This is a genomic window from Microbacterium sp. 22296, assembly GCF_052045385.1.
GTDB lineage: Bacteria > Actinomycetota > Actinomycetes > Actinomycetales > Microbacteriaceae > Microbacterium.
Window position 1 is genome coordinate 139,060 of sequence record NZ_JBQEOS010000006.1, and the last position, 20,288, is coordinate 159,347.

The 20,288-nt window shown below is 65.0% G+C and carries 28 protein-coding genes; 11 read left to right on the forward strand and 17 right to left on the reverse strand.

The annotated features are described in order from the left end of the window. The first annotated feature begins 13 nt into the window (after nt 1–13). Nucleotides 14–721 carry an ABC transporter ATP-binding protein gene (locus ACTJJP_RS12810; protein ID WP_440775380.1) on the forward strand — a complete coding sequence of 236 codons (708 nt, stop codon included), beginning with the start codon at nt 14–16 and terminating at the stop codon, nt 719–721. Continuing rightward, the gene (locus ACTJJP_RS12815; RefSeq protein ID WP_440775381.1) at nt 718–2,019 is read left to right on the forward strand and encodes an ABC transporter permease; all 1,302 of its coding nucleotides are present in this window, start codon (nt 718–720) and stop codon (nt 2,017–2,019) included. Before ACTJJP_RS12810 ends, ACTJJP_RS12815 begins: the two co-directional genes overlap by 4 nt. 67 nt (nt 2,020–2,086) lie before the next feature. On the opposite strand, the gene ACTJJP_RS12820 is transcribed toward ACTJJP_RS12815, so the two are convergent. The 3 genes from ACTJJP_RS12820 to ACTJJP_RS12830 form a co-directional block, all read right to left on the reverse strand. Then, nucleotides 2,087–2,899, reverse strand: coding sequence for a shikimate 5-dehydrogenase (locus ACTJJP_RS12820; RefSeq protein WP_440775382.1), 813 nt, complete (start codon nt 2,897–2,899; stop codon nt 2,087–2,089). A gap of 364 nt (nt 2,900–3,263) precedes the next feature. Continuing rightward, the gene (locus ACTJJP_RS12825; protein WP_440775383.1) at nt 3,264–3,473 is read right to left on the reverse strand and encodes a hypothetical protein; all 210 of its coding nucleotides are present in this window, start codon (nt 3,471–3,473) and stop codon (nt 3,264–3,266) included. 26 nt (nt 3,474–3,499) lie between these two features. Then, nucleotides 3,500–3,841: a YnfA family protein gene (locus tag ACTJJP_RS12830; protein WP_440775384.1), complete on the reverse strand. Its 342-nt coding sequence runs from the start codon at nt 3,839–3,841 to the stop codon at nt 3,500–3,502. Nucleotides 3,842–4,013: 172 nt separating this feature from the next. Here ACTJJP_RS12830 and ACTJJP_RS12835 point away from each other — a divergent pair, with 172 nt between their 5' ends. The 7 genes from ACTJJP_RS12835 to ACTJJP_RS12865 all read left to right on the forward strand — a co-directional run bounded on the left by ACTJJP_RS12835 (nt 4,014) and on the right by ACTJJP_RS12865 (nt 7,980). Beyond that, entirely contained in the window at nt 4,014–4,202 is a 189-nt protein-coding gene (locus ACTJJP_RS12835; protein WP_055957637.1) for a hypothetical protein, read from the forward strand. A 76-nt stretch (nt 4,203–4,278) separates the two neighbouring features. Continuing rightward, the gene (locus ACTJJP_RS12840; protein ID WP_440775385.1) at nt 4,279–5,268 is read left to right on the forward strand and encodes a zinc-binding metallopeptidase family protein; all 990 of its coding nucleotides are present in this window, start codon (nt 4,279–4,281) and stop codon (nt 5,266–5,268) included. Between the two features lie 167 nt (nt 5,269–5,435). After that, nucleotides 5,436–5,972: an AAA family ATPase gene (locus tag ACTJJP_RS12845; protein WP_440775386.1), complete on the forward strand. Its 537-nt coding sequence runs from the start codon at nt 5,436–5,438 to the stop codon at nt 5,970–5,972. Between the two features lie 128 nt (nt 5,973–6,100). Continuing rightward, nucleotides 6,101–6,475, forward strand: a complete 375-nt coding sequence (locus ACTJJP_RS12850) for a DUF732 domain-containing protein (protein ID WP_440775387.1) — start codon at nt 6,101–6,103, stop codon at nt 6,473–6,475. Beyond that, a complete protein-coding gene (locus tag ACTJJP_RS12855) occupies nt 6,448–7,014 on the forward strand; it encodes a GNAT family N-acetyltransferase (protein ID WP_440775388.1) in 567 nt (188 codons plus the stop codon). Before ACTJJP_RS12850 ends, ACTJJP_RS12855 begins: the two co-directional genes overlap by 28 nt. A 79-nt stretch (nt 7,015–7,093) precedes the next feature. Beyond that, complete coding sequence (locus ACTJJP_RS12860) at nt 7,094–7,552, forward strand: acyl-CoA thioesterase (RefSeq protein WP_440775389.1); 459 nt, start codon at nt 7,094–7,096, stop codon at nt 7,550–7,552. 86 nt (nt 7,553–7,638) lie between these two features. Then, on the forward strand, nt 7,639–7,980 hold the full coding sequence (locus ACTJJP_RS12865) for a SelT/SelW/SelH family protein (protein WP_440775390.1): 342 nt from the start codon (nt 7,639–7,641) through the stop codon (nt 7,978–7,980). Between the two features lie 162 nt (nt 7,981–8,142). Here ACTJJP_RS12865 and ACTJJP_RS12870 read toward each other — a convergent pair whose 3' ends face one another. Beyond that, complete coding sequence (locus tag ACTJJP_RS12870; RefSeq protein ID WP_440775391.1) at nt 8,143–8,289, reverse strand: hypothetical protein; 147 nt, start codon at nt 8,287–8,289, stop codon at nt 8,143–8,145. A 383-nt stretch (nt 8,290–8,672) separates the two neighbouring features. On the opposite strand from ACTJJP_RS12870, the gene ACTJJP_RS12875 reads away from it, so the two are divergent. After that, the gene (locus tag ACTJJP_RS12875; protein ID WP_440775392.1) at nt 8,673–8,978 is read left to right on the forward strand and encodes a helix-turn-helix domain-containing protein; all 306 of its coding nucleotides are present in this window, start codon (nt 8,673–8,675) and stop codon (nt 8,976–8,978) included. Between the two features lie 76 nt (nt 8,979–9,054). Here ACTJJP_RS12875 and ACTJJP_RS12880 read toward each other — a convergent pair whose 3' ends face one another. The 5 genes from ACTJJP_RS12880 to ACTJJP_RS12900 all read right to left on the reverse strand — a co-directional run bounded on the left by ACTJJP_RS12880 (nt 9,055) and on the right by ACTJJP_RS12900 (nt 11,809). Beyond that, the gene (locus ACTJJP_RS12880; protein ID WP_440775393.1) at nt 9,055–9,315 is read right to left on the reverse strand and encodes a DUF3892 domain-containing protein; all 261 of its coding nucleotides are present in this window, start codon (nt 9,313–9,315) and stop codon (nt 9,055–9,057) included. 85 nt (nt 9,316–9,400) lie between these two features. Beyond that, nucleotides 9,401–9,556: a hypothetical protein gene (locus ACTJJP_RS12885; RefSeq protein WP_440775394.1), complete on the reverse strand. Its 156-nt coding sequence runs from the start codon at nt 9,554–9,556 to the stop codon at nt 9,401–9,403. Between the two features lie 221 nt (nt 9,557–9,777). Beyond that, complete coding sequence (locus ACTJJP_RS12890; protein WP_440775395.1) at nt 9,778–10,605, reverse strand: ImmA/IrrE family metallo-endopeptidase; 828 nt, start codon at nt 10,603–10,605, stop codon at nt 9,778–9,780. Between the two features lie 26 nt (nt 10,606–10,631). Further along, nucleotides 10,632–11,294 carry a hypothetical protein gene (locus tag ACTJJP_RS12895; protein WP_440775396.1) on the reverse strand — a complete coding sequence of 221 codons (663 nt, stop codon included), beginning with the start codon at nt 11,292–11,294 and terminating at the stop codon, nt 10,632–10,634. A 56-nt stretch (nt 11,295–11,350) separates the two neighbouring features. Further along, complete coding sequence (locus ACTJJP_RS12900; protein ID WP_440775397.1) at nt 11,351–11,809, reverse strand: sigma-70 family RNA polymerase sigma factor; 459 nt, start codon at nt 11,807–11,809, stop codon at nt 11,351–11,353. 233 nt (nt 11,810–12,042) lie between these two features. Here ACTJJP_RS12900 and ACTJJP_RS12905 point away from each other — a divergent pair, with 233 nt between their 5' ends. Continuing rightward, the gene (locus tag ACTJJP_RS12905) at nt 12,043–12,342 is read left to right on the forward strand and encodes a hypothetical protein (protein WP_440775398.1); all 300 of its coding nucleotides are present in this window, start codon (nt 12,043–12,045) and stop codon (nt 12,340–12,342) included. Nucleotides 12,343–12,504: 162 nt separating this feature from the next. Here the strand turns inward: ACTJJP_RS12905 and ACTJJP_RS12910 are convergent, their stop codons facing one another. The 8 genes from ACTJJP_RS12910 to ACTJJP_RS12945 all read right to left on the reverse strand — a co-directional run bounded on the left by ACTJJP_RS12910 (nt 12,505) and on the right by ACTJJP_RS12945 (nt 20,208). Continuing rightward, nucleotides 12,505–14,181, reverse strand: coding sequence for a hypothetical protein (locus tag ACTJJP_RS12910; protein ID WP_440775399.1), 1,677 nt, complete (start codon nt 14,179–14,181; stop codon nt 12,505–12,507). Nucleotide 14,182: 1 nt separating this feature from the next. Further along, complete coding sequence (locus ACTJJP_RS12915; RefSeq protein ID WP_440775400.1) at nt 14,183–14,527, reverse strand: hypothetical protein; 345 nt, start codon at nt 14,525–14,527, stop codon at nt 14,183–14,185. 169 nt (nt 14,528–14,696) lie between these two features. After that, complete coding sequence (locus ACTJJP_RS12920) at nt 14,697–15,359, reverse strand: hypothetical protein (protein ID WP_440775401.1); 663 nt, start codon at nt 15,357–15,359, stop codon at nt 14,697–14,699. A 465-nt stretch (nt 15,360–15,824) separates the two neighbouring features. Then, on the reverse strand, nt 15,825–16,331 hold the full coding sequence (locus tag ACTJJP_RS12925; RefSeq protein WP_440775402.1) for a hypothetical protein: 507 nt from the start codon (nt 16,329–16,331) through the stop codon (nt 15,825–15,827). A gap of 3 nt (nt 16,332–16,334) precedes the next feature. Further along, nucleotides 16,335–16,877 carry a hypothetical protein gene (locus tag ACTJJP_RS12930; RefSeq protein ID WP_440775403.1) on the reverse strand — a complete coding sequence of 181 codons (543 nt, stop codon included), beginning with the start codon at nt 16,875–16,877 and terminating at the stop codon, nt 16,335–16,337. A 113-nt stretch (nt 16,878–16,990) separates the two neighbouring features. Next, nucleotides 16,991–17,998, reverse strand: a complete 1,008-nt coding sequence (locus ACTJJP_RS12935) for a hypothetical protein (protein ID WP_440775404.1) — start codon at nt 17,996–17,998, stop codon at nt 16,991–16,993. A 392-nt stretch (nt 17,999–18,390) separates the two neighbouring features. Further along, complete coding sequence (locus tag ACTJJP_RS12940; RefSeq protein WP_440775405.1) at nt 18,391–18,693, reverse strand: hypothetical protein; 303 nt, start codon at nt 18,691–18,693, stop codon at nt 18,391–18,393. A gap of 141 nt (nt 18,694–18,834) precedes the next feature. Beyond that, the gene (locus ACTJJP_RS12945) at nt 18,835–20,208 is read right to left on the reverse strand and encodes a hypothetical protein (RefSeq protein ID WP_440775406.1); all 1,374 of its coding nucleotides are present in this window, start codon (nt 20,206–20,208) and stop codon (nt 18,835–18,837) included. Between the last annotated feature and the right edge of the window lie 80 nt (nt 20,209–20,288).

Sequence of the window (20,288 nt, forward strand, 5' to 3'; positions counted from 1 at the left end):
CGACAGTGAGGGCATGGCATCCGAATCTCCTCCCCCGCTTCTCTCCGTCACCGACCTGCACAAGTCGTACGGCCGTGGATCCGCGCGCTTCGACGCGCTGCGCGGCGTCAGCCTCGACATCCGCCGCGGCGAGAGCCTCGCGATCGTCGGCAAGAGCGGCTCGGGCAAATCGACGCTCATGCACCTTCTCGCCCTCATGGATGCCCCCTCGAGCGGCTTCGTCCGTCTGGAGGGGACGGATGCCGCGACCCTGCGCGGCCGTCACCTCAACCGCACGCGCAACAAGACGTTCGGCTTCGTCTTCCAGCAGTTCTTCCTCACCCCCAACGCCTCGGTGCTGGACAACGTCGTCCTGCCGTTGAAGATCGCCGGCGTGGGGCGCGCGGAGCGGCGCCGCCGTGGACTCGCGGCGCTGACGGAGCTCGACATGCAGGACAAGGCCCGGAACAAGGCGACGGCCCTCTCCGGCGGCCAGAAGCAACGCGCCGTGATCGCCCGCGCACTCGTCAACGACCCCCGGGTGATCTTCGCCGACGAACCCACGGGCAACCTCGATTCCGCGACCGGCGCGGTCGTGGAGGACATCCTGTTCCGCCTGAACAGGGAGCACGGCATCACCCTGATCGTGGTGACCCACGACGAGGACCTCGCCGCCCGGTGCGACCGCCGGGTACTCATCCGCGACGGCGTCATCGTCGCCGAAGAGCGGAGCGCCGCATGAAGACCACCGATCTGGTCGCCACGGCGGCCGCGAACACGTTCCGCTCCAAGACCCGCACGATCCTCACCGTGCTGGCCATCTTCGTGGGCGCCTTCACCCTCACGCTCACCAACGGCCTCGGCACGGGCATCAACCGATTCATCGACGACACGGTGTCGTCGATCGGCGCGGCCGACGTGCTGACGGTGACCAAGACCGGCACCGGGGACGCGGCATCCGGAGAGCCACAGAAATACGACCCCGAGGCGGTGTCGTCGGCCAACACGAACCCGGGCCGCCCGGGCGCCACCGCGACCGTGTCGGCATTGACGGATGCCGACGTCCAGACCTTGGAGGCCCTTCCGGGCGTCGCCTCCGTCACGCCGGCCAAGGCCGTTCAGATCGACTACGTCCAGGTCGACGACGGCGAGCGGTACGTCGCGAGCGCCGGTTCGCTCATCGGCGGGCAGACCCCGCAACTGGCGTCGGGCAGCGCGCCCGACGGATCGGCCGAGGCGCTGCAGACCGCGATCCCCGAGTCGCTCGTGACTCCCCTCGGCTTCACCGGCGCCGAAGACGCCGTCGGGGCGACGCTGACCGTCGCCGTCTCCGACCCGGTGCGCACGCAGCATCTCGTCGAGGCCACCATCACCGGCGTGACCGAGGGCGCCTTCGCCTCCACGACGTCGCTGACCACCAACCCCGCCTTGGAAGACGCGCTGTTCACGGCGCAGAACACCGGGGTACCCGCGGACCAGCTCGATCGATACGCCAGCGCGAGCGTGACGCTGACCTCGTCGAGTGCGCAGGAGGTCGACCAGGTGAAGACCGCCCTGACGGATGCCGGGTACTCCGGCCAGACCGTCTCCGATCAGCTGGGAACCTTCAAGGCGGCGATCGACGGCATCGTGCTCGTGCTGAATGCTTTTGCGGTGATCGCGCTGCTGGCGGCGAGCTTCGGCATCGTCAACACGCTGCTCATGTCGGTGCAGGAGCGCACACGAGAGATCGGCCTGATGAAGGCGATGGGCATGGGCAGCGGCCGGGTCTTCTCGCTCTTCAGCCTCGAGGCGGTCATGCTGGGCCTGCTCGGCAGTCTCATCGGTGCGGTCGTGGCCATCGGGGTGGGAACGGCCGTGAGCGCGCAACTCGGGCAGACGCTCTTCAGCGACCTGCCGGGCCTGCAGCTCATCGCCTTCGATCCGGTGTCGATCCTGGTGACGACCGTGGCGATCATGGCCATCGCCTTTCTGGCGGGCAGCCTCCCCGCCGCCCGCGCGGCCCGGGCCGACCCGGTGGAGTCGTTGCGCTACGAATGATCGCGACCCGGGCTGTCCACGCGGGTCCGCGCTTCGAGACCCGCGGATGCGCTCCCGCTCCCCGCCCTTACGCGCGTGAGTGCGCCGACGCGCGCGTCACCTGGTCGGGGGTGGGAGTGACGCCGGTGTATCTCGCGAACTGGCCGGCGGCCTGCAGGGCGATCACCTCGGCGCCCGTGATCACGCCCTTCCCCGCGGCGCGGGCGGCGCGGATGAGCGGCGTCTCCGCCGGGAACGCCACGACGTCGAACACCGTCTCGGCCGCGGCGACGTGCGCGGGCGAGAAGGCCAGGGCCTCGGCATCCGGTCCGTCCATTCCGATCGGCGTCACGTTGACGATGATGCGGGCGCCGGGTTCGGGGTCACGATCCACCCACCGCGCACCGTAGGCGGCGGCGAGCGCGGGCCCCGCCTCGGGGTTCCGAGCGACGACCGTGAGATCGGTGAAACCCGCGCCGTGGAAGGCGGCGACGACGGCCTTGGCCATTCCCCCCGAGCCGCGCACGAGAACGGATGCCGCGGGGTCGAGCCGGTGGCTCTCGATGAGGCTCGCGATGGCTTCGTAGTCGGTGTTCGAGGCGGTGAGCACCCCGTCGTCGTTGACGATGGTGTTGATCGAGCCAATCGCCGCGGCGGACGGCTCGATGCGGTCGACGAGGGGAATGACCGCCTCTTTGAACGGCATCGACACGGAACAGCCCCGGATGCCGAGAGCCCGCACACCACCGATCGCCGCCGCGATGTCGGTGGTGGTGAACGCCTTGTAGACGAAGTCGATGCCGAGTTCGGCGTAGAGGAAGTTGTGGAAACGCGTGCCGATGTTCGACGGGCGCCCCGACAGGGAGATGCAGAGGGTGGTGTCTTTGCTGAGCTCGGGCATGGGTCTCATCTCGTCAGGGCGGCGGATCCCTCATGCTACGGCGGACGTCGGCGCGAGATCGTGCAGCCCGCGGGCGCGCGGTGGTCAGACCGGCGTGGGTCGACCGGAGGCATCTGCTGCCGGCACGACGAAGGGCCGGAGCCTTTCGGCATCCGACCCTGTCGTGGTGAACCTCGCACGGAGGTTCGGGGCGATTACGCTCCCCCGTTGATCACCGAGAGGTACGACCCGAAGGGACGCTCGGTGTCGATGGCGGCGAAATCGTCGGCGATGCCCTCGTGAGGCGCGGTGTCGTTCTTCATTTGTCGAGTGTCGCGCACGCCCCCGCGGAGGACGAAGCTCTTGACACTGCCTAACATCTCACCTAGCTAACTACTTGAGCCTCTAGGCTTTCGATCCGCTGCTCGAGGTACGAGATGTAGTCCGCCATGTACGACAGCTTCGCCTCGAGCCGATCCAGGCGAGGACTGATGTGCCCCTGATTGAAGCTGAAGGGCACCTTGAGCGGATTATCCGAATCGATCTTGGTGATAACGGCATGCAGTCGGTCCACGTCTCCGGGCACGTTGGTCATGTACGCCAGCGTACGCTCGGGGCACTTCAGGGCGCAGGTGTTGACGGGGCGAGCACGATGATCCCCGCTCCCACGAGGGCGACCGCCGACCCGACGTAGTCCCACACCGTGGGACGGAAGCCGTCGATCACGATCCCCCAGGCCAGGGACCCGGCGACGAACACGCCGCCATAGGCCGCGAGCACGCGCCCGAAGTGCGCGTCGGGCTGCAGGGCTGCGATGAACCCGTACGCACCGAGCGCCACGATGCCGAGCAGCGCCAGCCACCACCCGCGGTTCTCCCGCACCGCCTGCCAGATCAACCACGCACCGCCGATCTCGGCGACGGCGGCGAGCGCGAACAGCAGGATGATGCGGGCCGTGGTCATCCCGCCATTATCCGCGGAGGGCTCCGCCCACCTCACGCGGTGCGCGGGGGACCACCCCGCGGGATCGGGGCGCGACGGGCCGCGTTACGACAGGGCGTACGGCGCGTGACGCTCGAGGAACATTCCGCCCGGATCGACACCATCCAGGCTAGATTTCGGGCCGGAGGTGCTCATGTCCCGACCCCGAACCGTGACGCACACCTACACGCTGCAGGGCGGGTGGCAGAAGTCGTCCGAGGGCGCGTTGACCGCCGACCTCGCCGACGCGCTGCGCCGCAGAGGCGTGTCGATGGTGCGCGCTCGACGCGGACTGTTCGACGTGCGCGAAGTGTCGCTGCTGAACGATCCCCCGCCGCGGTGACGGCCTCCGCCACCCCGACGCGGCGACCCGATGCAACCGCCCGGGCGCTGCGCCCCGGGCATGACAGTCTCGACACGTGAAAGCCTTCCGATGCCGCGTGTGCGGCAATGCCCTTTACTTCGAGAACTCCGTCTGCCTGTCGTGCGGGACGGGTCTCGGTTACTCGCGCGATGAGGCCGACATCGTGCCGGTCGACGGCAACGGCCGGTACGTGGATGCCGCGGGGCTGGTCTGGCACGTGTGCCGCAACCTCAACCTGTCGGGGTGCACCTGGCTCGCGCGCTTCGAGGGCGGCCAGTGCTCGGCCTGCGATCTGACGCGAGTGCGTCCGAACGACGCGGATGCCAAGGGGCTCTCGCAGTTCCCGGTCGCCGAACGCGCCAAACGCTGGCTGCTCGTCGACCTCGACCGCCTCGGCTTCGCGGTGGTCGGAAAGGGCGAGGACCCCACGTACGGCCTGTGCTTCGACCTGCTGTCGAGCGTCGCGGAGAACGTCACGATCGGCCACGCCGACGGGGTGATCACGATGGATCTCGCCGAGAGCGATGACGCGTACCGCGTGCGTGTGCAAGAGCAGCTCGGCGAGCCGTACCGCACCATGCTCGGTCACTTCCGTCACGAAGTCGGTCACTACATGGAGTGGCGCCTGGTCGAGGGCACCGACCGTATCGGCGAGGCTCGCCGCCTGTTCGGCGATGAGACCGCCGACTACCAGGCCGAGATCGACCGCCACTACTCTCAGGGGCCGCCGGCGAACTGGTGGGAGCGCTACATCTCCACCTACGCCACCATGCACCCCTACGAGGACTTCGCCGAGACGTGGGCGCACTTCCTCCACATGACGGACACGGTCGAGACCGCGCACATCTACGGTCTCGCGCGGACGGGCGGCATCCAGGACTCCCCCTCCTTCCGCGCGTTCGTGACGGACACGTGGATACCGCTGTCCACCGCGCTCAACATGGTCAACCGCTCGATGGGTAAGGCGGATCTGTACCCGTTCGTCATCCCGGAGCCCGTGCTCGACAAGCTCGACTTCGTCGCGTCCCTGCGGCCGGGGAGCTGACGGCGGGGTCGGGGCTCAGGGACTGAGGGACTCGGGCGCCGGGGCTCAAGGACTGAGGGTCCCGCCGCCCAGGGGCCGCGTCTCAGCGCCTCCGGCCCGGGACCTCGGGTCTCGGGCTCGGGGTTCGGCGCGGGGGCGTGGGCGCTCGACGCCGGTAGTCTCGCGGCGTGCGCATCGTCGTGTCGGGGACCCACGCCAGCGGGAAGAGCACCCTCATCTCGGACGTCGCGCTGCGGCATCCGCGGTTCACGGTCCTCCCCGATCCGTTCGAGTTGCTCGACGACGCCTCGGATGTGCCCTCCCCGGCGATGTTCACTGCGCAGCTCCGCCTGTCGGCCGACCGGCTGACGGAGGAGACCGCGACCGACGTCATCGCCGAACGCGGACCCCTCGACTTCCTCGCCTACCTACTCGCCCTGGCCGAGCTGTCGGGCCGCCCCCTCGACGACGGGGTGCGTGGGCAGGCCGTCGCTCGCGTCGTCGCCGCGATGCGGACCGTCGACGTGCTGGTCGTCCTCCCCCTCACCGCGCGGGATCCGATCCACGTCTCCGACGACGAGCACCTGAAGCTGCGCCAGACGATGAACGACGTGCTGCTCGAGCTCGTCGACGACCCCGACCTCGTCGGCGGGCACCTCCTCGTCCGCGAGATCACGGGAACGCCGGCGAAGCGCCTAATGGCGGTGGAGGACCTGTTGGGCTGATCGGGCACGGCACCCGCTCGGGCCCTTCATGAATCCCGTTCACGCCGTGGCATCCCGACCTTCCCTCGACCCACGCCCGCGGGGGCTACCCCCTCGCCTGGGGGCGGGTGTTGGCCTACGCTCGCGGCATGAGGAAGATCGGTGCCACGGCGGCCGCGATCCTGGTGGCCGCAATGCTCTCGGGGTGCGGCGCGCTCCCTGTCACGCCGTCGCGATCGGCCTCGGCGGCGCCGACGCAGACGAGTTCCGTGACCGAAGACGTCCTCGCGCAGGAGTCCGCGTACTTCCGAGCCCTCCGCCAACAGTTGCCGCAGACGGATCTGTCCAACCCCGGCCTGTGGATCGACCTCGGCCAAGCGGTCTGCAAGGCGTTCGACGAGGGCCTCACTCCGAAAGAGGTCTTCGACTCGATGTCGGGCGGTGCGATCACGCAGCCGGAGGCCAGCGCGGTCGTCGTGCTCTCCGGCATCCATCTGTGTCCGGAGTACGCGCCGACGCCGTGAGCGCGTTGACGCATATCGCCGTCATGCACGACATGCAGTCGGAACGTCTCCGGCTTCGGCCCTGGGCCGTGGAGGACGCGGCCTTCCACCGCCGGTTGTGGGAGGAGCGCGACCCGCGGGTCCCCGCCCGGCGGCGGATCAGCGCCGACGGTCACCCCACCCTGGCCGACATGCAGCAGTGGCTGAGCACGTACCGGCCGGAGCCCGCGCCGGGTCTGTGCGTCGTGGAGCTTCGGGAATCCGGCATCCCGGTCGGTTACTGCGGTCTCGTTGCGAACAGCGTCGGCACGCCCGGGGAGCCGGAATTGGCTTTCGAGTTCCTCCGTGCGTTCTGGGGTCGCGGCTACGCGACGGAGTCGTCGCGGCTGATCGTCGACCGGGCGGCGTCTCTCGGCTACGACCGCCTGGCTTCGACGGTGCGCGCCTGGAATGCCGCGTCGTTCGCCGTGCTGGACAAGCTCGGGTTCGTCGACACCGGGGAGCGGGAACGGGATGCCGTTCACGGGGACTCGGTGCTGATGCGATTGACCGTGCGGTGACAACGGGCGGGCGGTTCCGCCCCCTCCCGCGTGGAGCCCTCGCCGCGCAGAAGTCACGCCCGGGAGTAGCGTGGATCGGGTGACGGAACCGCAGTGGCATCCCTCGGACGACGGCATCAACTTCCACACCCGCAAGTGGGTGAAGCCGGAAGACCTGAATGCGAACGGCACGCTGTTCGGCGGCAGCCTGCTGCGCTGGATCGACGAGGAAGCGGCGATCTACGCGATCATCCAGCTCGGCAACTACCGCGTCGTGACGAAGTTGATCTCGGAGATCAACTTCGAGGCATCCGCGCTGCAGGGCGACCTGATCGAGATGGGCCTGACGGCGACGACCTTCGGTCGCACGTCGCTCACGATGCGCGCCGTCGTGCGCAACATGATCACGCGCAAACGGATCCTCACCATCGAACGGCTCGTTTTCGTGAGCGTCGACGAGGACGGGCGCCCCACGCCCCACGGCTACACCGACATCACCTTCGACCGTGACAGGATGCCGCACGAGCACCCCGCGACCGGGAGCATCTCCCTGGAGTGAGGTCGGCGGCGACACGTCGTCTGGACGAACACGCCGAAACGCCCGTCGCACGGGTACCAGCAGGGGCACGAAGAGATGAGGGTCTCATGACGCACACCATTCGAGTCGTGTACTGCACGCAATGCGCGTGGATGCTGCGAGCGGCCTGGATCGCGCAAGAGCTGCTGACCACGTTCCAGAGCGAATTGATGGGCGGCGGCGCGACACTCGAGCCCGGCACCGGCGGGATCTTCGAGGTCTACGCCGACGGGGAGCGCGTGTGGTCCCGCAAGAGCGACGGCGGCTTCCCCGACATCGTCGAGCTGAAGCGCCGCGTGCGCGACCGGATCGCGCCGGAGCGGGACCTGGGGCACGCGGATCGGGCGGCGCGGGCGCAGCAGATCGGGGCCCGGGCGGGGGCCGGCACGGATCCGGCGGCGCGGGCGTAGCAGAGGGGGGCTCGGGCGGGGGCCGGCTCGATGTCACACGAATCCGGCGGCCGAACTCGGCGAAGCGGTCCTGGGCCGGGAAAGCGGGCGCGGCGCGCGACGCCCGAGCACGGCGCGACAGTCCTCTCCTCCGGTGTCGGGTTCAGGAGCTGAGCACCGGGGTCAGAGCGGGGGAAAGTGCGCGATCTGACGCGGCGGTCGCGCCCGCGATACCGCCGTGATCAAGGGAGCGATCGCCTCGTTGCCGCCGTCATCATCCCAGTGTTCGAGGGCGACCTCATCGTCGTCGTGTGTCGAGTTGCCGTCCATGTCTGGACTCTACGCGCGACCGTCCAAGCCGGATAGGTGGGCGCGAGCAGACCGCTCGTCCACCGCGGAGGCGGTGGTCTCCGCATTCTCCTTGGGTAAGGGGCGGTGGACCCGATCGTTCACGCCGACCGCCCACGTGGACTCACATTCACCTGGTCACGAAGATTCCCGCGTCCGTCGTCCACCGTCTGCCGCCCGGAACGACAAGAGGCCCGAACCCCCGCGATTCTGCGGAAGTTCGGGCCTCAACTGTCGGGGTTATCCACCTCTGTTCCAATAATTCAGCGGCCCCGGTTACGCCTACCCAGATCCGCGAGATTCTGGGCTCAACCGGGGATTCTCCGCGCGAGCTCCAACCAAGAGTCAAGCGGGGCTGGAACCGTTTGAGCGATAAAACACGGGACGAAGTTGCTGCGCGCTACGAAGCCGGCGACACCACTACGCAGCTCGCAAAGGAATACGGCGTCGCCAAGTCCACGATCATCGGCATACTTCGCGAACGGAAGGTTGTGGTCCGCCGACAGCCACTTCCAAGTGAGCAGGTGAACGAGGCTGCGCGACTCTACGAATCGGGACTGTCGCTGTCGCAGATCTCAGCGCAGTTGAGCGTGAATCAGGAGACTATGCGGACGGCGATCATCCGGGCTGGTGTCGCCCTCCGCGAACCGACGAAGGCGAAGATCGCGTAGGCGACGACCCCTTCGTAGAAATAGTGAAGGACCGCCCGTCCTTGCGGGGCGGTCCTTCACGTGTCTGGGCGGGTCGTCACAGGTCCGGAAGGTCATCCAGGTTGTTGCGGGTGGTGTTGTCGCGATCGGTGCGGAGGTGATTGCCGTGCGCGCCGTTCACGACACGGATCTCCGTGCGCTTCTCCGGCCACTGGACGAAGTACGTGTGGATGTGGAGCTCAATGTCGCTGATCGCGTCTGCCTGTGCGCGGGGCGACCAGAACTGGCCCGGTGTGCCGATAGCCGTGATGTCGCCATCACGGTGCTTGCGGGAGTGTGTTATTCGTCGATCTGCCATGATTCATTCATTTCTCTTGATGAGGGTGAGATGAAGGCAGTGGTGAGTGGAGTCGGTGACAGCGCGCGGCGCCGACTCCACTCAGTCACTTCTCGTTGCGGACGCCCTTGTGCTGATCGGGGCTGCCGTTCATGATTCGACCCGTCGCGGTGTCGCGCTTGAACCAGGTCTTTCCGACCTGAAACTCGCTACGTCCCTTGACGGCTCCGATGCGGTGGCCGTTTCCAGTGTTCTTCGCCATTTCCGGCTCCATCTCCGGGGCTGACCATCAGCCCCTCACCAAGTAGTCGGAGCACAGGGGCGTTGAGTTAGCGGCAGCTCTCGCAAAAGCCGTCAACGATGACGCTGGAACAGTTGGAAGCAGTCGCCCTGGCAGGCCTCCTCAGTTCTTGCGGCTCGATCGCAGTTGCACCTTTTACAGACCGGGCAGAACCCTCGTCCGCACGTATCGCAGGGGTAGCCTCAGAATGAGCGGTCCTTTCCGCAGCACTGGATCTGAAGAAGCGGGCGGCGGTCGAAGTCGCGGGGCTGGACCGTGTACGTCGGCTCGACCTCCCAGACGTCATCCCCCGCAAGAACAGCGATGATCCGCCGGTCATCAGCGATGGCATCCGCGTAGAACTCTGCCGTTCTGTTCCAGGTATCGCGCCACGTAATCCGTCTGGTGAAGTTCGTGCCGGGCGCAAAGGAACGGAGCGCGTGGCCTTCCGGCGGCACTTGTCCGCGCCACGGGTAGACCTGGGGCCACCCATCGTCGGGATCGGGCTGGATGCTGGCGTGGTTCATTTCACCGTCGTAACGGTTGATTAGGACCACTGCACCGAGTCCTCGGATACGCCTCGCGATGGCGATAGCGCAGGCCTGATAGCTCGCTTGGCTGGCGTCGAAAAGATCCTGAACGTGTTGAGCACGCACAAGGCTCGCGCCAACGACGTCGTTTATCAGCTCCTCGGGAAGAAGCAGGCGCTGGGCAATCTGGTCGCAGACCGTCTCGAGTAGAGCCGCGGCGTCCGACTGATCTGCGATCCAATCGAACAGTCCTTGATCCTGCTCGACGATCCAGTGGCCCAGTTCATGGGCGAGCGTGAAATTCTGCCGGCGGCTGTTGGGCGTCGGCGCGTAGAGAATGACGCCGTCTTCAAGAAACGACATCCCGTCACAGAATCCGCCATCGTCGCGGCTACTTGAGAGCGAAGTGACGCCGCGGACATTAAGACCGAGGTGCGTCGTGAGAGCAGCCACTGGGTCGAGAGCGAACTGCTCCCGTGTGGGTGCGTCCAGAATTGCCACCGCACGATCAACCCAGGGCCCGAGCTTCATTGGCCGCCAGGTTCTTCCACAGCGCTCACCATCGCTTCGAGCGAATCGAGCAGGACTTCCGCTTCGGGAGCGCCGCCGCGGTGGACCGCCGCGAGCATGCGCGACTCAAGCGCTGACGACGCCAACGCAATCGTGGTGCCCTGAAGGCGTGCCCAACGTTCCGCGAGATTCTTGAACGCCGCCGACGACATGACGGCTGCCAGCTTGGAGCGTTCCGGATCCTCCCCCGACCGTCTTCTAAGTCGATCAGGGTCAGTCCCGACTTCATTGGCCAGCGCATTGATAAGCGCCGGAACCTTCGGCGCGTTGCGTTGGCTCTCCCAGGCGAAGACTTCCTTGCTCGTGACATCCCAGCCGCGTGCAGTGAGCCGGAGCGCCAAATCGCTCACGGTCAGCCCCGCTCGTTTACGAGCTGCAACGAACGCTGGACCGTCGAGTTCAATCTCGGGGTCCGGTACGAGACCGAGCACGGCAGCGACCGGGTCGTCCTCGAGCGCTGGCGCTCCCTGCGCGCTGGACCACGCCAGGTCAGCAGCTTCCACCAATCCCCGGAGATCTGGTCGCCCTTCAAGACTCGCGGCACTCGAAGCGAGCGCTGATTGGCCAGCCCGCGCGTCGAGTATCTGCGCGATCTCGTCGTCTTTGTCATCTGAGCTCATCATCACCCTCCTTCCTGTATCGCTGCGTTGATCTTCGACAAGACGCTCGTATTGATCTAACTAACTCGGGCAGGCGTGACACCAAGCTCTGCTGCGACATCACCACGCAGGCGGTCTAGCACGATGTACTGCGCCAGGACATAGTGCTCCTGGGCATCAAGACGTGCAATCACGGGTCGCGCCCGCGCTATCTTCTCGAGACGCTCGAGCGTTTCATCTTCGCCAGAACCCACTTCGCCCGGCAAGAACTCTTCGGAGAACTCGAAGCCGCGGACCACAGCGGCCGATCGAACCATGTCGAGTGCTCGCCGCTCGGCAGTGACCACGAGCAGCGGTTCCCAGCTACGTGGAGTCTCGGCGGGCGGCGACTTCATGAGCGAGACCATCGCCTCCTGCACGGCATCGGCGGCGAGGTCCACACGCCCGCTTCCGCGCAGCACTTCGTAGGCAACCCCATACATCGCGTTGCGATGCTTCTGGTACAGGGCTGCCCAATCTATGTCGGCGTCAGCCATGAGCTTGTTTCAATCGAGGGGTTTGCATCTTGTCACTTCTCCAGTCGGAGCGGGTGGTCACGCTTACAATGTAGTCGGGCATCGCGTTCGGGGAGTTAGCAACGTACTGAGATCCGCCGGACGGCGAGTCTGATCGCTCTGTCAGGATTCTGAGGTGGCTGAACTTGTGGACATCGATGAGACGGGATCCCTCGGCAAGCGTGCGCAGTTAGCCGCACCTAACCCTCGTCGCGGTGATTGTCGATGAGTCCGGTCTGCAGCCACTAGCTGAGCGAATGCAGCGGCTTGCAGTCAACCGCGGCTGGAATCGTTTGAGTGACGATGCGCGGTACGAAGTCGATGCGCACTACGAAGTCGGCGACACCACGACGCAGCTCGCGAAGGAGTTCGACGCCGCCAAGTCGACGATCATTGGCATCCTCCGCGAAAGGAACGTGGTCGTGCGTCTGCAGCCACTCTCCAAGAAGCAGGTGGGTGAAGCCGCGCGCCTTATCAATCTGGCCTGTCGCTATCGCAGGTGGCGGCGAACCTGAGCATCAACCAAGAGACCATGCGGGTGGCGATCATCGCCGCGGGGATACTACTTCGACTGCCAACGAAGGCTAGTTCGGAGGTTGACTGATGATTGCGACGGCGACTACGGATCTGCAAGCAACTTCTCCGGGCCACTGAATCGAAGAAAAGACGACTGGTGGTTAGAACATCGAATGGAACCGACGCCGGTCGTCTAGTAGCGCCACCGAAAGAATGGCTCCGCCGTAAATCGGCGCGTTGTTCGACACATTGAGAATGTCTTTCAGGTGACTTCCATCGAGGCCGTGCGCGTCCCAGGCCCTAGCCATCAGATCGTGGTCGTGGTTGCTTGAAGAGGTAGACACGAGGACGAGTGCGAGCACAAGTTCGCGTCGCTTTCCGAGCAAGTTCCACACGCCCGTCTCCCACATGCTCTCGAACAGCTCGCGCGCTCGGTCGCGGGCGACGAAGAGCGCGAGCTCCAGATACGAGTTCCAAGTCGCCGGGGAATCCTCGATGCCTGCCGGCCGAAAGAGGCCCCAGGCACCCGGCAGCTCTAGCTCGATCAGCCTCAGGTCTCGAGCCTCCAAGAGCCGAAGCGCCCCATCTATGTCGAATGAGTGATCCCGGAGGAGCGCACCAACTGGCCCGTTCAGAATCCGCTCGTCGGCCGTCAAGGAAACGACGCGTCCACCCACCTCGATGGACACGGCCGGGCTGAGCTCGGGCGCGACAATCATGAAAGTCAAGCTGCCCGCGTGCTCGCCAGGATCGAGCGGCACCAACAGCGTCTTTTCCTCAGTCTTGTCATTGCCGTAGTCGAAGATCATCTTGGTTCCCGACGCGTCAACCTTCGCCGTGCCCGCGCTCGTCCCGACGGTGAACACGTTCCGGATAAGCAGTGCGTCATGTCCGAGTGGGTCGACCATCGCCTGCTGCAACTCATTCGTCAGGAGGTCGGCGGCAGCTTCCACCGCGTCCGCGTCCCAGACGTGCCGACTTTGAGCGAAATCACTGCTTAGACCACCTGTGGCTAGGTCGTGATCGAAGCGAGCAAGGTCATCCGGGACGGCACTCCGGAAGTCCTGTGAGGAGACGAAAGCGATTCGATCACGAACCTTTTCGGCAAGGAAGCTCACAGCCTCCCTGCGATCATCACTCGTTCGGAGAAGAGCAACGATCAAGCCAGGATCTTCAAGAACAACGGATTGCACATAGCTGAGCATGAGGTCGGTGTCCGAAGCCAGACCACTCGCGCTTTCGCAGATGCCAGCGAACGCCTTCACGCACAAGTACCCAGCGAGGTATCCGCCATCGGCGAAATGCAGCGGTGAGAGTAGGAGATCGGCCTTCTTTGAGACAGATTGCTTGGCAAATCGCATTCGCGCGAGCTTCTGCGCGATAAGTTCGGACAGGTCGTCGTCGCTGATGCTGCCACCGCTTTGAGCTGCTTTCGCGCGAAGGTCCTCGGCGACGAAGTTGGAGAGGAACATCTGCCCGACCGACGACAGTGACTCTGCACCCCCCGGAGTCGCATCAAATTGCGCGTAACAGGCGATTCCCTCAAGCCAGGGCCTCATCAAATTGCTGAACGCGGCAATGCGCGCTGCATCCGCTGCCCGTTGAGACTCCGGGCGGTCGCGAACCGTTGAACTCGCCCTCAACCACAGAAGAGTCAGAGCGGTGCCCAGCCACCGGCTCATCGACGAGAAGTGCGCCGCCTCGTGAAGAAAAATCGGCATGATGTTGGGGTTCCCCGCACCCACTGCCAACTCTGCCAGTTCCTCATCGAGCTCGACCTCGCGCAAGAACGCACGGTTTGAAAGCAGGTCGACAAAGCTTGAGTGAATGCCCTGCACGTCAGCCGGGCTCAGACTGCTGTTCGATTTCCTTGATCAACTTGCCGAGCTCTGCGCCGGTTGCCTGTGTAGCCGACGAAGCGACGTCCCACTCGATGGAGCCTTCCTCCGTCGAGCCGTCGGTGCGTTCGATCCGATACTTCAGCTTGACACGGTCTCTTGAAACCATGCCGCCGATGGCTCGCACCAAGGGGTATCCGAGCACGACGACGATGAGCCCGATACCAACTTCTATCGAATGGAGTCCGGCCTGAGCTTCCTTGACTACGCGGACCTCATCTCCAAACTGTTCCTCCAGTTCGAGCTGTTGAAGCCGCGACAATCCCTCGATTGTGAGCTGTGACACCGCATTGACCCCTTCTCAACATCCGCTGCGATCAGAATAGCCACCCGAGGCATAGCGCCGAACATGCCCCATGGCCGGAATCAATCCTCATCGCGAATTCGAGTCGCTGTGGTGTGCCTGACAGCGGCCCTGGCCGGAGTGGCACCGCGGCCTCCTCTCGTCAACTTCGTCACGACTGCGAGCCGTCGGTCGGATCATCTCGCCACGACGTCTCGTCCTCTCGCCAGACGCCTTCCTCTCGCAGCTTCACCTCGATCAACTCTGCCTGCGTTCGCATCACGGACTCCTCAAGCCTGCCTGTCCGCCAGAAACGGAGGTTGTGCGTGAACTCTGCGACCCACTGGTGAAATGGCGCAGACGCCTTGAGAACGGCCTCAGCGTTGGACCTGTCGGACACGGCGCGGAGTGCCTCGAGGGAACTCAGCGCTTGGAACAGGCACAACTGCCCCTCGGCATTGATCCATTTCCCGAACGTCGCCTGATCGTCCGCCTCGTCTACCGTTTCGTAAAGCTGCAGCATGCGCGTCCGCATCTCGCTCACTTGCGTCGCATCACCAGTCGCGACGTCAAGCGTGCGAAGTGGCGTGAGCGCATCCAGCAGTCGGTTGTACGCCGCGTTGACGTCGGCGGCATGGGAGCGACGTCGGTCAGTTGATTGCTGGAGAGCCATAAGCACAAGGCCAATCACTGCCGCCCCGACAACGCCGATGATCAGGTCGGGGACAAAGGTCGACCACTCCGACTTCACCGTCACACCGATGTACACCAGCGCGCCAAGAATGAGCAGCGTGAGGCACACGACGAAGAGCATCCATTGCCAACGCGGGGTCATAGGCGCACTATAGCGAGCGTCGACTTTCCCGCCGCGCATTCGCGCCCGCCCTTCGGTGTCGGCTGTCCCGCCTACGCTTCGAGAACGGAGGGAATCGAATGGACATCGACTGGCATCACCTGATCTGGGACGGCCGCTGGGCCGCGCTCGAAATCCTCTGAAACGCCGTCGTTGTGAACGTCGTCACGCATTGGTGGTTTGGACCGTTCCTGCTCGTGATCGTCATCTCAGCCGAGTGGAGGAAGATTGCCCGCTTCGGCGCTTACATCGCCCGAACCTTCACGCATTCGCGCAGCGCGGGATAGCTCGCTGGACAACGCCAATCCCGATAGTGAACCCATCAGCAGTCGCCGCATCCAACGGTCAGTCAATCCGCTGCACAGATCCTGCACAGGCCAACGCGGTTCTTTGTAGGCCATGCTCAATCGGCTGGCCACAGCTCCCACCGATTCGCGCGTCCACGCTTCACGACGGCCTGAGGGTACGCGGATGAAGCTCGCTGAGTCGGGCGACAACCTCAGACACAGGAAGCCCCGACGGAATCACCGCGATCGGCTCGGGCTTCGGTGGTGGCGGAGGAGCTGGTTGTCGATTGCGCTCGACCATCTCTGCGAACATCGCGCGGACTTTGGTCATGCGCGCGGCCCAACCCGGCCACGCGGGACACGGGCGAGCCCCATGCAGCCCGATCGACACCCAGCCATGCCCGACCAGGGGTGTCGGGCACTCGGAGCACATCTCTTCCGGAGCGAGAGACGCGATGCTCAGCCAGTGGGCGAGCTCGACGACGTCGCGAGCGATCTTCTCGCGCAGGTCTTTGCGCTCTGCTTTGTCAGTAGCGGCCTTCAACTCGACTCGAAGACCCGGCAATCGATCCCGAAGCGCACGCACTTCGCGCTCGCGATCGAACTTGAACCAGAACAGGTTCGCTTCGCGACGGTCACGTGGCAGTTTGCCTTGCGCGTCGACCACAAGTTAGGGGTCGACGACGGTTTCGCAGAGCAGAGCGATGCTCTCCTCGCAGCGGGCGAGCTTGACTGTCAGGTCGAGAATCTCCTTCTCACGTCGCTCCAAGGCCACGGCCGGAAATCGTCGACCCGACTGGTAGTCCTCCAGCTCACTTCGGAAGTGCACCAGCAACGACTCCTGCTCGAGGAGGGCACGCCGCGCGGCGAAAAGCTCGGGATCGAACCGATCCTTGTCACGGTCCCAGCGCGCCTCCGTTTCGGTGCGCTCCGCCGCTCGGGTGCGCCGGCCCTCATCGAGGTAGGCATCGGTCTCGTCGGCGGTCCACTGCCGAAAATGTGATTCAGCCCGTGTCCACTCGCGGATGATCACCATCGCGGCATCGAGCTCCGCCTCGTTGTCTTCGGTCACCCATGGGTTCCACAGCGCATCCTGGTGCGTCTCGATGAAGAACGCGCGAGCCTCGAGGAGCTCCTCGAAAGTCGAGGTGCCGCCTGGGCGCTGCTTCCAAAGCACGCCTTGATCTTCGAACACGTCCGCCGCGCCAGCCACTGAACCCATGCAGCCACCGTGTGACCGCTGGGGTCCGAAGTCAAGCGAACAGATCGGGGCGCGGGGAAGTCGCAGCTGCGCTCTTTGCTAGAGGACCGCTCCCCCGCGCTTGCTTACCTCCAGCGCTCGAACTCGCACGCCTCGTCGTAGCCGTAGTAGGCACGCATCTCGTCTCGGTCCAGCACCACCTTGTCCTCGGCGATGAACGCGTCGATTCCGTCTACGAGAACTACCTCATCTTCGTCCAGGTCCAGGTTGCAGACCGGACACTCGAACGCGAGCGGAATCCACTCGACTGACACCTCGACGTAGACGCCTTCGACATGTCCGTCGCTGTCATACTCGGGGATCTCTTCATGATCGTCCTGATGCTCGAGTGCGTAGTGGAGGTACCCGGAGCGGTTGCAGGCGGGGCACGGGTGACGCTCCCACACGTCGCCGTCGCGGCCAGAAACCGTGCGGGTCGGCTTCCGAGCCTCCATGGTGATCAGCACCGTCTCACGGTCGGCTTCGCTCATCGCCGGAAAGAGACTTGCGGAATACTCGGTCGCCGCCAGGAGCTTGGCGTCGAGCTCCAACTTGACCTTGTCCGCGCGGGCGTCGCGAAGGCCGGTGACGACGGGAAGGTGTGTCGGTCCCCAGTAGTCGTCTTCGACGAACCCCGGCAGCAGCCCATGGAGCAATCCCACAGTGTGCGCGAGCTTTACGACGGCCTCGGCCAGATCCGCGGAATCAACCATCGCGATGTGCGCGGCCGCATTCCGCGTTTCCATCACGAACTTGATGTCGTGTGGCTCCCCCAGCTTTGGGTCCACTTGGCGCAGCACCGAGTACCCCTCGCCCCAGGTGGTTGTCCGAAGCGTATGAATGTTGAGCGCGCCGGTCGCGTTCCCCTTCGACAGCGCGTACCGCGAGGTCGCAATCTTTCCGTCCGCCAAGAGGGCCGTGTCGATGGTTGCGAGGCACGCCATGATCAGCTGCTCTGCCGCATGGCCTAACGAGAGCGCAGCGCGGATGAGCACCTGATCATCCGCATCTGCGTAGTGGCTGACGGCGTAGCGAGCGGAGGATGCCGAAGCGTCCCAAAGGCGCTTCGGAAGGGCGTCGAACGGGTGAGGCATGCCCCGAGCCTACTGACGAGAATGTCGACGACTCAGCGCTTGCCAGCCACGTTTTCCCCATCTGCGCTGCTTACAGCGCCTTATTGGCTCGAGCCAGCCGTTGACCGCAGCCTGGAGTTCGCTGGTCGTGGCTAGGTGTCGCAGGCGCGGGGAACGGGTTGCGTCGTGCGGGATGACGATGCTCTTGACCATCGCACCCACCTCCTTACTGTTGTCGCGGCCGAGAACTCGTTAGTTCTCTGGCAAGCCGCGGTGCAGCAACGAAGCGGGTGATCGTCGAAGGTGCTGTTTTCGGGCAGCCGCCCGGGCAGAGTGCGCGAAAGCACTCGATGCCCGGGACAGCCGCCCCTCTCCCGATCCCCCAGCTACGGGGAGGGAGCCTTGCCGCGACTCTACGGAGATTTCACTCCGGAATCCGCGGCGCCGAAGATGGCCTCGATCGCGCTCTGCCTCGTCTGGGCTTCGCGTTCGATCTCGGCACGCACCGTCTCGGCACGCAGGAGCACCTTGGGGTCAGACTTCGAGGTCTGCACCCACGCCTCCGACGCCAGACGTATCTCTTTGGTGACGCTGCGGTCGTTGAGCTGGGCGATCATGTCCAGCTGCGCCCGCAACCCGTCCGTGATCCGTATGGACAACGGGCGGACAGCTCCGAGAGCCGTTGCCGGCACCTCGGGTGGTTCGTTCTCACTCATCGTGAGCCCTCCCCATCGGAAGCGATGGATGACCCCTGGGTGGGATCCTCTACATCGCAGCCCAACGAGGAGGGGACGAGTGATCATTAAGGAACGGTCAGAAAAGTCCATACGCGTTGTCCATCCCACAACGCACGGTCGCTACGGACGTCGGTCGGGCTGATGACCGATCGGGCTTAGCAGGATCCAATCCGACTCCTGCGCTGGTTCGGGCACAGCGCGCGTGCAGATGCGCCACTCGCGACCCTCTATTTCTACAACAATCGCCGACGGCGTTCCGAGCGCAAGCACCTGCCCCAACGACATCGTGGGCCTGGCGTTAGGGTCATCTGAAGTCGTGCCGGGGTACAGAACCGTCGCGAGCGGCTGATCGACGCGGTCGACACAAAGGCGCAGCGTGCCACCCGGAGCATCTAGTGTTGCCTCGGTAATCGCGCCCCAGCCGCTGTAGCCCCAGCCGACCGCGACGGGACTGTCGGGTGATGTCGACGCCAAGTACTCCACCAGCCCCCGCGTCGCCGCCTCGACCTCAGTGCTGACGTAGTCCGCAACGCAGTCATAACCCTCGTACGTGCGGATGCGTGCTCGGTCGACGCCAAGGGCCACCAGCCGGTTAGCGACACCGTCAGCATCCGGGTTGACGACCACAACCTCTTGAGTGCCATTGGCAATGGTCGTCACGAACAACCGTGCGAGCGCTGTATCGGTGAGCGGAAGCGAGTACCCAATGAGCACAACACGCTCTGCCTCGCGCAGCCCATCTCGGGCCTGCTGCCAGGTGAACCGCGTCTTCGGGTTGTCGAAGTAGGTGCTCTTGGTAGACGTCGGCGGGACGATGAAGACCTCGCGACCGCCAATAGTGGCGCGGTGAGCGGCTGTGCCACGTCGTTCGACCGGTGGGATTCGCTCGAGGGTGGCCCCGGTCCGATCCCCAGGCACAGCAAACCAATCGATCGATCCGTGCAGTTTGTGCAGCGAGAACGTCCCTCGGTCCTGGAAGTACGGACCAGATCCGAACAGCGTGCCACGCCCGTTCGGAAAGCCAGTGACGACATCCGCCGACCTGATCGATTCGTCACCGTCGAAGCGCGGACTCTTGTCGATCGTCGTCTCGACGATCGTGTCGTAGTTGAGTGTGATGACATCGCTCTGCGCCCAGTGCAACAGGTCGACGAACTCGCCGAGCCAGCGTGGGAACCCCGCGGTATCCGCCAACAGCTGACTTGCCGCGACCTCGATCGCGATCGCCTCTGACAACTCGGCGAACCTAGCGCTGTCCTGCAGGTGCTCTGCCTCGCTGTGGAACGGTTGCCGCTCTGCGAGCCACGTGAGCCAATTCTCGAACGTGATCCCTATGGGACTGAACGCTGGAAGGTCGTCGAGGTCCAGACGAGCCGCAGCACGGCGTCCGAGCTCGTCCGTGATCGGCATCTCCGACGACGCAGCGAGCGAGAAGCCGGCTCCCAGCACGTATGCCGTGCGCCGTGAGGTCGGAGCTACGATCTGGTGTGCCATGACTCCATCTTGGCGCGTCACCCCAAGGACCCGTCTAAGTCGATTGCGGCGCGGAGACATCTGCGAGTCGTGGGTTCTTA